Origin of the sequence: Pseudoalteromonas sp. D15MCD-2 (assembly GCF_038562745.1) — a bacterium.
GTDB lineage: Bacteria > Pseudomonadota > Gammaproteobacteria > Enterobacterales > Alteromonadaceae > Pseudoalteromonas.
This window is the reverse complement of the sequence record NZ_JBCFQE010000002.1, coordinates 772,231-784,718: the sequence shown is the minus strand read 5'-3', so window position 1 is coordinate 784,718 and position 12,488 is coordinate 772,231. Positions and strand designations below refer to the sequence as shown.

The 12,488-nt window shown below is 41.8% G+C and carries 9 protein-coding genes; 4 read left to right on the top strand and 5 right to left on the bottom strand.

Annotated features, from left to right (window positions below):
• The first annotated feature begins 1 nt into the window (after position 1).
• Both AADY36_RS20275 and AADY36_RS20270 read left to right on the top strand, forming a co-directional pair.
• Entirely contained in the window at positions 2-1,153 is a 1,152-nt protein-coding gene (locus AADY36_RS20275) for an imelysin family protein (RefSeq protein WP_054562431.1), read from the top strand.
• Positions 1,154-1,196: 43 nt separating this feature from the next.
• Positions 1,197-2,819: a di-heme oxidoredictase family protein gene (locus tag AADY36_RS20270; RefSeq protein WP_239963754.1), complete on the top strand. Its 1,623-nt coding sequence runs from the start codon at positions 1,197-1,199 to the stop codon at positions 2,817-2,819.
• A 36-nt stretch (positions 2,820-2,855) separates the two neighbouring features.
• On the opposite strand, the gene AADY36_RS20265 is transcribed toward AADY36_RS20270, so the two are convergent.
• Together AADY36_RS20265 and AADY36_RS20260 are read right to left on the bottom strand one after the other, a co-directional pair.
• Positions 2,856-3,899 (bottom strand): ABC transporter substrate-binding protein, encoded by a 1,044-nt coding sequence (locus tag AADY36_RS20265; RefSeq protein ID WP_239963753.1) that lies wholly within the window; start codon positions 3,897-3,899, stop codon positions 2,856-2,858.
• Between the two features lie 146 nt (positions 3,900-4,045).
• On the bottom strand, positions 4,046-6,892 hold the full coding sequence (locus AADY36_RS20260) for a TonB-dependent receptor domain-containing protein (protein ID WP_342409594.1): 2,847 nt from the start codon (positions 6,890-6,892) through the stop codon (positions 4,046-4,048).
• A gap of 345 nt (positions 6,893-7,237) precedes the next feature.
• Here AADY36_RS20260 and AADY36_RS20255 point away from each other — a divergent pair, with 345 nt between their 5' ends.
• Complete coding sequence (locus AADY36_RS20255; RefSeq protein WP_054562427.1) at positions 7,238-7,624, top strand: cytochrome b562; 387 nt, start codon at positions 7,238-7,240, stop codon at positions 7,622-7,624.
• Positions 7,625-7,675: 51 nt separating this feature from the next.
• Here the strand turns inward: AADY36_RS20255 and ykgO are convergent, their stop codons facing one another.
• Both ykgO and AADY36_RS20245 read right to left on the bottom strand, forming a co-directional pair.
• A complete protein-coding gene (gene ykgO / locus AADY36_RS20250) occupies positions 7,676-7,813 on the bottom strand; it encodes a type B 50S ribosomal protein L36 (protein ID WP_054554561.1) in 138 nt (45 codons plus the stop codon).
• Between the two features lie 18 nt (positions 7,814-7,831).
• Positions 7,832-8,083: a type B 50S ribosomal protein L31 gene (locus AADY36_RS20245; protein WP_054562425.1), complete on the bottom strand. Its 252-nt coding sequence runs from the start codon at positions 8,081-8,083 to the stop codon at positions 7,832-7,834.
• A 249-nt stretch (positions 8,084-8,332) separates the two neighbouring features.
• Here AADY36_RS20245 and AADY36_RS20240 point away from each other — a divergent pair, with 249 nt between their 5' ends.
• Entirely contained in the window at positions 8,333-8,560 is a 228-nt protein-coding gene (locus AADY36_RS20240) for a hypothetical protein (RefSeq protein WP_408002938.1), read from the top strand.
• Positions 8,561-8,629: 69 nt separating this feature from the next.
• Here the strand turns inward: AADY36_RS20240 and AADY36_RS20235 are convergent, their stop codons facing one another.
• Positions 8,630-12,406, bottom strand: a complete 3,777-nt coding sequence (locus AADY36_RS20235) for a S8 family serine peptidase (protein ID WP_342409593.1) — start codon at positions 12,404-12,406, stop codon at positions 8,630-8,632.
• Positions 12,407-12,488 lie beyond the last annotated feature (82 nt).

Genomic DNA, 12,488 nt, shown 5'->3' with positions numbered 1-12,488 from the left:
GATGAAAACAGTATTAAACAGCATCACAGCTGTCATTTTAGCGTCAACACTTGTTGCATGTGGTTCGTCTTCTTCGGATGATTCTTCAGACACAAGCACACCCGTTACTGAAGTAACAGGCTTTAGCTATGATGCAACTGATTTAATTGAAAACGTAACTGAGCAAGTGATTGTGGATGGTTACGAAATGCTAAACAGCAAGGCGACGGTTCTACATAACGCGACACTCACATTATTAGAAAACAAAAACGAAGCTGCGCTGGCTGCTGCTCAACAAGCTTGGAAAGATGCACGTGTATTCTGGGAGCAAGGTGAGTCGCATATCTTTGGTCCTGTTGATAGTTTATCAATTGATCCACATCTTGATACTTGGCCATTAAATACCGCTGATTTAGAAGCACTACTTGCAAGTAACACAACGTTCTCGGCTGATAATGTGAAGAACTTTGACGATGGTGTACAAGGTTTCCACACCATGGAGTTTTTATTATTCGGTAATGGCGTTGAAGATAACGATAAGTCAATTGACGAAATGACTGTGCGTGAAATGGAATACTTAATTGCATGTGCTGAAGTATTTAATATTCATACACAAAGCCTTGTTGATGCATGGGTTATCTCTGCAAATGCGGATGATGAACCTGCTTATAAAGATTATTTATTAACACCGGGCAATGATAAATACTCATCTGAGTTAGGTGTTATTGAAGAGTTAGTCAATGGTGTTATCGGTATTGTTGATGAGGTAGGTAACGGTAAAATTGCAGAACCATTCGGTACTAGCAAAGACACAGCTGATACATCATTGGTTGAATCACAATATAGCTGGAACTCATTAACTGACTTTAGCAACAACATTGTTGGTGTACAAAATGTGTTTTTAGGCACATTCAGCGATGAAAACGACAGCCCAGGTCTTAAAGCATTTATCAATGCCGGTGACGCTGAACTAGCAGCGAAAGTTGAAACTCAAATTTCAGCAGCGATTGCAGCGATTGATGCCATTGCAGGTGCAGATGATATGCCATTTAGACAAGCGATTAAGGATGATGCTGGTCGCGTTCGAATTCAAACAGCGATTGATGCGCTAGGTGAATTACAAGCGACCCTTGAAGAAGAAGTTGTGCCACTTATCAAAGAGTGGAATTTATAATCGCTGGGGAAGCATCTGCTTCCCCTCTTTACAAGATACCGTCATGAATGTAAAAGCAATTAAACCAATTCTATTTGCTTTCACAGCCATATCTATAGTGGCATGTGGAAGTAAAACCAGCGATAAAAGCGCGACCGAAACGACAACACCACCAACAAGCAGCGAAACTGATCCAAATTATATTGATGTCGTTGCCTTGGCTGGTGAAGCGACAGCCCTCGATACCAATAATTCAGGCCATGGTTTCTCTACACCTATGCCTAATTTAAGTGATTCAGAACTCGATATTCACTTAACTGGCGATGCTAATTTTGAAACATCCTTTACGACAGCCCCGAATGATGCACACCCGGAACTCGATGGTTTAGGACCTGTTTTTAATAATAATAACTGTAATGCTTGTCACCAACGAGATGGTCGCCCAAGCACTATTGTTCCAACCGCTGAACAGCAAACTGTGAAGTTAGCGAATGATGCAGGGATCTTTTTACGCGTTAGCTTAGCTGATGGCGTATGTGAAGTGCCAAGTAGTATCAATGATTTTTGTCAGGTTACAGGCGTTGAAGGGTTTGGGGATCAACTCTTTCACCGGGGGATTTTACAAGCCCGTGAAGACTGGCAAACGCATAATTTTGGTGGCCAAGCTGATGTATATCTAAGCTATGATTACACGGAGTTTAGCTACCCGGATGGAAGTACTGTCACGTTGAAAAAGCCGGTATTTACTATCGACAATGCATGGGACTCACCTGAAAATTTCAGTTTAAGTGCCCTTGCCAATGAAGATGTACGTTTTAGTGCCCGTAATGGCATGCCTGTCTTTGGTCTTGGATTGCTTGAAGCGATTGAAGAGCAAGATATTCTAGCGCTTGAAGATGTTGATGATGCCGACAACGATGGAATTTCAGGTAAAGCAAACTGGGTATTTGATGCTGTTAAGGCTCAAGCGGGTGATGAAAACCCTGTGTCACTTGGACGATTTGGTTGGAAAGCCAGTACACCATCAGTCAGACAGCAATCACTAGGTGCACTGCGTGGTGACATGGGGGTAACCAACTCATTGTTCCCTGAAGAAAGCATTGCTAATACATTAATGCACGAAAGTTATTTATCTCGTACTAACTATCAAGATACCGGTTCTGATGAGCAAGGATTGCCAGAAGCCAGTGATGAGTTTTCTGATACGGTCGTGTTTTACGCAGAAACGCTTGCTGTGCCAGCTCGTCGTAATGTTGCCGACGAAGATGTTAAAGCCGGTGCACGTTTATTCAACGAATTAAACTGTACTGGTTGTCATACGCCCCGTTTTGTAACCGCAAATGGTGCCGCTTTATTGTTGGGCGGTATTGCAGCGCCTGCGGCTGTAAAAGGGCAAGAAATTTGGCCATTTACCGACATGTTGTTACATGACATGGGTGAAGAGCTTGCAGATAACCGTCGTGATTTTATGGCAACAGGCCGTGAGTGGAAAACGCGTCCGCTTTGGGGGATTGGTTTAACGAAAACAGTCAACCCAGCCGCAGGTTTCTTACATGATGGGCGCGCAGCCACACTAGAAGAAGCGATTCTATGGCACGGTGGTGAAGCTGAAAAAAGTAAGCGTGAATTTACAGAGCTTAGCAGTGAAAAAAGAGCTCAGTTAATTAGCTTTTTACAATCACTATAGCCTTAAAACTCTTTAAAAGCGCACTGTCAACGCCCTTTACAGTGCGCTTTTTGTTGCCTCTAAAATAAGTGATTCAACACTGAAGGGAAGGGCATTTTTATTCGCATTACTGAAAACGCGAAAGTTAATTGCTAAGTTATCACTGTGAATTTGTTCAACTAGCTTAAGCGTTTGTTCGCTATGTTGGCTGAAAATGGCCACTTCATGATGCATAGTTCCGGTTGCGTAATTATTGAGTAGATCATGAACATTTACTATAGCTAAAGCTCCTAGTGTGACATGACCGCCGATAGTGACGTCTATTTTTTCTGCCACAACTCTGAGTGGCCAATTTATTGCGCCAACCAATACATCTTTGCGTTTATTTAACTCATCAAGCGCTGCAATCGCCCCTAATGCCATGGCATCATTGGCAGCCCAAACCATATTGATGTTAGATTGATGGCTAAAGTAGCCAAGACTCTGGCGATACGCTTGTGTTGCTGACCAGTTGGCAACTGTTTTAGCGGTGATATTAGCATTATCATGCGTTTGAACACTTTGCTCTAAACCTTGCTCTCTATCAAGTGCTGCATGGGTGGTGTAATCACCATTAATCGCGAGAATATTTGCCGTGTGCTGAGCTTTTTCAATCAGTTTTTCAGCTAATAATTGACCCGCTTGTTTGTTATCGGGCACAACGCTACCTGCGATATTAATACCATGATCAATCAAACGGTTTAGTTCTTGTTCTGATGGGCGGTTAAGTAAAAAATAGATGGGCGTAGAGATGTGCTTTAAGCTTAAAAGTTGTTGGGTTAGCACACTTTTCTCATCAACTAAAATCAGCATATCTGGCTTTGCTTTAATCGCATTAGCCACTAATGACTTCATTTCAATATGATTTCGGTTGGCATAATGAATCGTTAAATCGAGATCAAAGTCTTTGGCAGCATCACGCATCAACTGCGATACTTCAAACCAAAAAGGGCCTGTGACATTGGTATCAGCATGACCTGGATTTATAAAAATAATACTTTGCTTGGCAAAAACACTCGGTAAGCAAAATAGACAGATAATGAAAAATACCGTTTTGAGCATAGTCTTATTAAGTTAAAAGGCCGATAGGGTAGAGTATAGCGTGAATTGTCAGGTTTTAAGTAAATGATTGGAATAGGATAGTTTTTATATCTGATAGAAAAAGGGCTGCACAAAAGTGCAGCCCCAAGAGAATCAAATTTTAACGATTAGAAATCGTAAGATAGTCTTAAGTAGCCGAAACGACCGATGTTGTCGTAACTTGCACTACCTGAACCTGTGCCTCTTGTACCGAATGGAAGCTCTCGGTTAAAGATGTTATCAACACCTACTTTCACACCAAAGCCGCTTTCGAAGTTATAACCAACGGTTGCGTCAGAAATAACATAGCTACCAAACTTCATTAAGCTGTTTGGATTCGGGTTATCTTCTAATTCTTGGTCTGTGTAAAGGCTTACTTCATCTAGGTAACGTGTATCAAAGGTTGCAAAGAAACCATCACGCTTATAAGAGATAGTTAAGTTAGCTTGCCATTTAGCTTCACCCGTTGTACCTGCGTACTCGATGTAATCTTCAGGTTCGTCTTGGAATGGGAACTCTTTACGTTCAATTAGGTAAGTACCAATTAAGCGTGTAGAGAAGTTGCCTTCTAGAGCATCAAAGTCATAACCTAACTCAAAGTCAACACCTGATACTTCTTGTCCAGAAACGTTTAATACCGAGTTTTGGATAAGTGTAATTTCATGTGAGCTGCTATCACGTGTGATTAGATTACAGTATTGGTTATTAATACCGCCTTCAGCGTCAACACAACGGTCAAGAATTTCTTGAGAAGCAATCGTTGTAATTGCGTCTTCTAATTCAATTTTCCAATAGTCGATTGTAACAACTGAGTTTTCTAGGAATGATGGCTGGTAAACTAAACCAATTGTAGTACTGGTTGACTCTTCACCTTTAACATCTTTGTTACCGCTTACTAAACCTTCAAGCGTTTGTGAATCGTAATCTGATTCAAAACCAGCAGGAACACCTAATGCTGCACAGTTTGCACGGCGAACTTCTGAGTTTTGTAAATCATCTAGGTTATCTGCTAAACAAGGGTCATCAACGTTGTAGAATGTTTGGCTCGCTGCACCGAAAATTTCGCCAATGTTTGGCGCACGTAGTGCTTCAGATTGTGTTGCACGAACACGTAATTGATCGTTCACAGTCCAATCTAAACCAACTTTCCAGCTTGTTGCATCACCAATTGTGCTATAGTCAGCATAACGTACCGCTGTATCTAGTACTAAGTCTTGAACAAGTGGCAAGTCAGCTAGTAGCGGGATTGATGCTTCAAAGTAAATCTCGTTTACATCAAAATCACCTTTGTCTTCACCAAGTGCGTTAAAGAACGTTCCTGCTGCGTTATCAGGCTCTTTAGTTTCACTTTCTTCTTTACGGTATTCAACACCGGCAGCAAAACCAACATAGCCTGCTGGTAATTCATAAATTGCTGAGTTTGCAAGTGATGCTGTTACTACTGTTTGAGTAATTTCAGAAGTACCTGTTGATACTGTATTAATGTAATCAATCGCTTCTTGACTTGGTGCGCCAAAGCCCATGATGTTTACTGGTACGCAACCTTCAGCGCGCGCTTCTTCACTACGACAAACAACATTGCCTGAACCATCATCAATAGCATCTAGGGCATTGTAGTAGTTTGCCATAATCATGTTAGCGCCATTAATACGCTCTAAGTCAGTTTGGCCATGAACAACTGATGCATCTAATTCCCAGTCATTGAATACTGTGCCTCTTAAGCCTGCAACAAAGCGGGTTGTTTCACGTGTGTTGTTTTCAATACGACGACCTAAATCTGTCATCATACGGTTAACCATGATTGAGCTAACACCTTCTTGTTCCATTAGATCTTTAACGCTTGAGTCAAGGTATGGGTTGTCAATCTTGATGCTGTTATTAGGGTTAAAGAAGAAAAATGCTGGCTGGCCAATGCTTTCGCCTTCGCTGTTTACATATTTTGCTTCGAAGTACGCATTCATATCGTCTGCAACGTCATAGTTTACTTTAAAGTTTACGTTGTAGCGCTCAAATTCTGGCTGAATTTCATTGAATTGAGCAAGGTTAAATGAATCACAGTCAGCACATGCAAGACCATCTACTCGGTCACCTATATAAATGTCACGAAGGCTGCCATCTGGGTTGAATGAGTTAACATAGCCATTGCTTGATGCAAAAACACCTGCATTATTAATCGCATAATAGCCAGCATTTGGTGTGTAAATTTTATCAGGGAAATTTGGGTCGTCTTTGTTCTCTTCATTTTGAGCTGGGTTACGCAAGCTAAAGAAAGAGCCATCAGTCCACGGGTGATCAAGCGCATTTAATGTATTTTGGCCTGAGTATTCAACAGCAAAGGCAACATTACCGCGGTCATTATCAAAGTTTGTACCGTATGAAAACGTTGCTTTTTCGTTTTTGTAATCACTTAGTTCAGAGGCACCTTTGGTAACACTAACACTTAAGCCTTCGATATTCTTTTTAAGAATAAAGTTAACTACGCCTGTTACAGCATCGGCACCGTATACAGCTGATGCACCACCGGTGATAATTTCAACACGCTCTACCCAAACACTTGGAATTGTATTGGTGTCAACTGATTGAGTACCAGCAGAACTTGAAACATGGCGTTTGCCATCGACAAGAACAAGTGTACGAGCTGTGCCCATATTACGCAAATCAAGAATGTTAAGGCCCGCAGTACCGATAAAACGGCCTGAGTTTGATAGTGAATAAGTATTACCAAGTGCTGGTAATTTATTTAGTGCCTCACCAATATTAACCGCGCCAGTATTAACTAAGTCTTCACCGCTTATCACTGTAACTGGAGCAGGGGCAATAGCACCTTCACGTAAAATGCGTGACCCTGTTACTTCGATACGGTCAATTGATTTTGCGCCTTCTTCTTCAGCAGCTAACGATTGGCTAGAAATGGCAAGTGCCGATGAGCATAGAGCAAGCTTTATGCTAGCACCTAAATAATTATTTTTTATCATTGTTTCACCTGTTACTTTATTGTTTTATCCCTGAGTTGGGTGTTAACTAAGTGTTCTAATTGTTAACGTGATGCACTTTATCATTGTTCCTATTTTATGCAAATAAAAACTTCGTAGCAATTTGTAGTATAAATAAGCTTTTCTATTACAATATCTTATGAATTTATATGGTTTTAAGTTAGTGCTGTCACCATTTATTATTGATGTAATATAAATGATAATTATTGTTCTTTGATGCGCTTTCTAGATAGTACTATTTTAGTGAAAATTAAGAGAAGCTCATGTATTAGGCCAGTGACATTTTTCGGTTTATAATGGCGACAAGGTTTTACACATGAGTATCTTATGAAATTAATTCTTGTCATTTTTTTGCTGTTTTTTTCTAGTTTGAGTGCCGCCTCCGATATTGATCTTGAGGCCAATATGAAAAACATGGGGCTTGCTTATAAAAACTCAGTGCGAGCAACTGATTTAGCTACCTTTAATACCGCTATCGATGAATTTATTGAGTTGTTAGAGACTGCCAAAACAGCTGATTTTAAACAGCATAAAACGGCGTCTTTAGAAGGGCTTGATAAAGTCATAAATCAAGCAAAGCAAGCTAAGCAACTTGCAACGACCCGTGGCCTTGAAGCTGCAAAAGCGCCGCTTAAATCTATTGATGAGCTACGTAAGAAATACCATGAGCTACATGAGCCGCCAGGTTTTTGGGAATTGCTATTTGGTAAGTAAGTTATTGAGTTAAAATTACTTTAATTTAAAAAAGGTGCCTAGGCACCTTTTTTAACGCTTTTTCTTTTTACCTTGAACGGCTTTAAAGCGCGGATTGTCTTTATTAATAACATAGACACGACCTTTACGCTTTACGATTTGGCAGCCCGGGCGGTTCTTCGCGCTTTTTAATGAACTTAATACTTTCATGTTCTTTCCTTATAGCAACTACTTGCTAGCTAAGTTTTTGAAACGACGATTAAACGCAGCAACACGGCCATCGCTTGCAACGGCTTTTTGCTTACCGGTATAAAACGGGTGTGAATCGCTTGATACGTCAATTGGCACATAAGGGTAGGTTCTTCCCTCAAGTTCAATCGTGCGCGAAGTTTTGATTGTCGAACCAATAATAAAATAGCTGTCTGCCGCTGTATCATGAAACGCGACTTGCTGGTAATCAGGGTGGATATTTGGCTTCATAATGTACCTATTTGTTATGTGATAATGTATCAATCATAGGGTGATTGACTGTTTGGGTCAAGATAAAAATGATTCTTATTTATATTGGTTTGTCTTAATTTTGTACAAGCTGAGCAATCAATAAGCAGTTAGATTTAAAAAGCTGGATATTGTCGATAAGGCTGTTATAACTAGGTATGCGTGCTTATTTTAAAGAGGGATATGGAAGTGAATGATAAAACTAGCCGTGAAGAACTAGATCAAAATGTAATGAACACGCTTCGCGATAAAGACCATTCTGTTTTAGCTAGTCATGTAGACACCTTGTCGTGTACTCACAACGATATTATTGAGTTGTTAGCACAGTATTTAGCACTGAGTGAACAAGATGATGATGAGCGTTTCGATACCTGGTTTGATAATCTAAGTAAAGAGCAACACACCGTTGTGAAGACTTTCGAAGTGTATCGTGGTCAGTACGAGCATTTAGATTCTTAATACTTGATCAAGTTGTTTTTACATTAAAAAAGCCACCCGAAGGCGGCTTTGCTGATTAGCGCTAACTAATTAATCTAACATGTAAGCTCGCATGGTAATTTGCTCTGCTTGGCTTGAACCATAATCTGAAACAATCGTTCGAATATGGACAAAGTCACCGACGTTTCCAGTATTAGGGATCGTAGCTACCCATTCACCGTCAATGTGTTCAACTTGTGCATCTAACCAGTTTTCGCTTGAGAACTTCGTTGATACAGGGCAATAGATATAAGCAGGCACGTTAGCAATCGTACATTCTTGGCCGTATGCATATTGGAACTGTACACCTGCCAGCGCCACTTCACCTACACCGTCAAGTAAACCCGTTAACTTAACTTGAGCCGCTTCACCCGCTTTCATGCTGTTGTTAATATCAACCGGTAAATCAACCATAGGCACTAAAATTGGCTGAACACCTTGTTGCTGCTCGTCAGCTGTAAATGTATAGAAGCCTTGGTAAAGAGAACCTAGCTTATCATTGACTGGAGAGCGCTCACCAACACCGCGAGCATAAGAACGCATTTCCAAGGTAATTTGATGAGAGCCCGGCTCAAGGGTTAATGTACCTTGATATGGAGATGCAGCTTCACCATTTACTTTTAAACCAAAGGCTGAGCTACCCATAAAGCCAAAAATACCATCATGGTTTGCGGCATCGCCAAACGAGGCAAGATTAAAGTAAAGAACATTGGTATCGCGGCTAATAATCGCCGAGCCACTGCTGCCTAGGCTACCAGCGCGTGGACCTTTAAACCAAGTGGTGTTTTGTTCAGCACCTTCAGTCATAGCGCGTGGACCATCAAAATAAGCGCCACCACTTTGAATTTTATAGTTTGGCATAACGACATTCGTCCATGCATTTTTTGCACTTGCTGTGTAATATTCATCACGTTGATGAGGCAACATAATTAACTGTGAGCTACCTGTTGAGTAGAACTCCCCGGTACTGTTGGTCATTGCCATAACATCAGTCCATGCAGGGCGCTCATCATTTTGCGAGTGATAAGACGCACTTATTTTATGCATTTTATGTTCAGCAATATTGATTTGCCCAGATTGAATTCGGCCATCAACAATATGGTTTATTGAATAAGCATAAGGTGAGCGTTCAGCCGCAATACCAGACCAGCTAACGATATTGTTGCCAGCCTCGATTTCTGCCATTAAGGCTTCACCTTGTTCGGTACTAATACCAATAACGGGGACTTTTGGTGTGCCTGTGATTGTCCCTTTATATCGACCGCCACGACCAGGACGATAAAAGATCACACCACTGGCGCCATTTTTCATCGCATTACCGACCATGTAAGACGTGAGGTAATTAGGATTAGTAATAAGCGCAATTTTGCCGTCTAACTCAAATTGACTCCAATCAGTGCTGTAGCCAGCATCACCGACAGGCACGACTTCTGCAGAGCCTTCACCATGAAAAGACAGTGCTAAACCTTGTTTGATGTAATCAAGTTCAACTCCGTTTTGCATAGTGACGGTTGTTTCTGGAGCTACCGCGCGGGTGGTGATAAATGAGCGAAAGCGATCGTCATGACCTTGTGACCATGCATACATATCATTTACGTAATCAGGAGCCATTTCGATAGCTGCAAGCTTCGCAACTTCTTGATCGTCAATCGCGTAAGTAAAGCCAAACGAATAACCTTGTGGATCAAGAGGCTGGTCAGCTTTAAAGGTAACAGGCTGAGCGTTACGTGCATCAAAGTTAATCTCTGTTTTGCCATCAATCTTACGATTTAATACAGCCATTTGTGCCGCTGATTCTACTAAACCAGAGCTGGTTTGCGGATTATCGTAAGTCATAATGTTAGCAATCAACGTATAGTAACCAGCAGGTACATCGATATTGGCTTTACCGCCAGTGAGCCTAACAAGACTGCCCCAATCATCTTCTTCATTTATTAAGTAAAGCTTAGATGGAGAGCCTGCTTGATTACCCCAGCGATCAGTCAGGTTAACAGTTAAATTAACGTGAGGTTGGTCAATCCAAAATGACACTGGCACAGTCACTTGTTGGTCGGTATTGCCAACGGTTTTGCCTTTGATACGACCTGTAATTGCACCATAAGCACTGTTATTAAGTGCCACACTAGGGTCAATCCACATAGGGACTTGAGCAACACCTTTGGCTGGGATTGTCACAGATTTAACATCTAACCCTGCCAAGGTCGCCGGTAATTGTGTTTTGCCATCTTCACCGATTAAATCTAATTTCAATTTTAATTTAATATTTTCATCAGAGGTGTTTGTTAACGTGATCTGTGTTTCGGTAAATGCACTATTGGCATTATCAAAGTAGCCAAGTTCACGGTTTGCAGGGGCCACAATAGCTTGGTCAATGGCACGGTCGATATTCATGGCACCGGCACCTTGCTCAAGGACGTGAGAATCACTACTAAATACAGATGATGTAAGCACGTCTTTAATTTCTTTTGGCGTAAGGTCTTGGCGAGCTTGCATTACAATTGCAGCACCACCGGCAACATGCGGGGCAGCCATTGATGTACCTGAATACACGCGGTAGGCCGTATCACCTAAGCCACCAGAAGCCGCGGCAACCACAGAGACACCTTGCGAGGCAATATCTGGTTTTGCTGAGTGGCCATCTGGCGATGGACCGCGTGAAGAGAACGATGCCGTATTGCCATCACGATCAATAGCACCCACGGTTAATGCACTTGGCGCGCAGCCCGGTGAACCAATCGTTTCACGGGTAAAGCTATTGCCCGTAGAGATAACAAATAAAGCCTTATCGCTAAGCGCTTCAACCATCTCAACCAATGGGCCACTACAGGTTGTTGCTGTGCCACCCAATGACATATTTACAATGTCAGCTTGTTCTGAAAGCACCGCCCATTGCATGCCATTTAAAATACCGTAGGTTGATCCTCCTCCTGTATTACCAAGTACTTTACCGATAATTAAATCGGCGGCTGGTGCCACACCGACCCATTTGCCTGCTGACTCATGGCCATTGCCTGCAACGGTTGAGGCTGTATGAGTTCCATGACCATTTAAGTCATCTACACCGTTGCTCGAATACGTAAAATCACGTGATGCAATGACACGACCTAGTAAGTCTGGGTGCTCGGTGTCGTAGCCTGTATCAAGTACGGCAACTTTAATACCTTCGCCATTATAGTTAATCGCTGACTCACCATATGCGCCGGTTAGTGGGACTGTTGGAGTCAGTGTTTCTGACTGGGTAACCTTGTGAGCATGAACGACAGCATCAAGCCAAATACCTTCAACGTCAGCTTGTGCAACCAGGGTTTGCCAAGTTTGCGCTGCTTTGTCTTTGTTGATTGCAAATGCGGCGCTGTCGATTAGCTCAATTTCACCGGTTAATGACATACCAGCAAGCGTTGCTGGGACTGCAGATCCTGCAAGGGTGCCGTCGCGGTATTCAACAATGATGGGGAGCGCGTCGGTTGATGCATCATCGTAACCCGATTCATATAACTTATTAATGTTAAATAACTCTAAATCGATCGCATTTGAATCAACTAAGGCTTGAGCATGGTTTGGAACAACATAGGTGTTGTTACCACGTTTAAAGATACTGGTGAATGTATCTGAACCATCTGCATTCACTAATCGAATGCCGCCTAGTTTGCCGTCTTTATTGACAACAGCCGATACTTTGTCCCCAGTGATCAAAGTGAATGTAAGGGCATCCGCTTTACTTTGTTGTGTAACAAATGATTCTTCTGCGGTTGCTGGTTGGGCAATCGATAAGCCGAGCATGGCTAAGTAGGTCGCCTTTAAGCGACCAAGCCTTGGAAAAGGTTTCATCTTTTCATCCTTTATTTTGATGTAATTAGTTTGGAAGAAAGGAGTTATTGCTAGCTGTTAAAATAACAAATATGACAAGAGC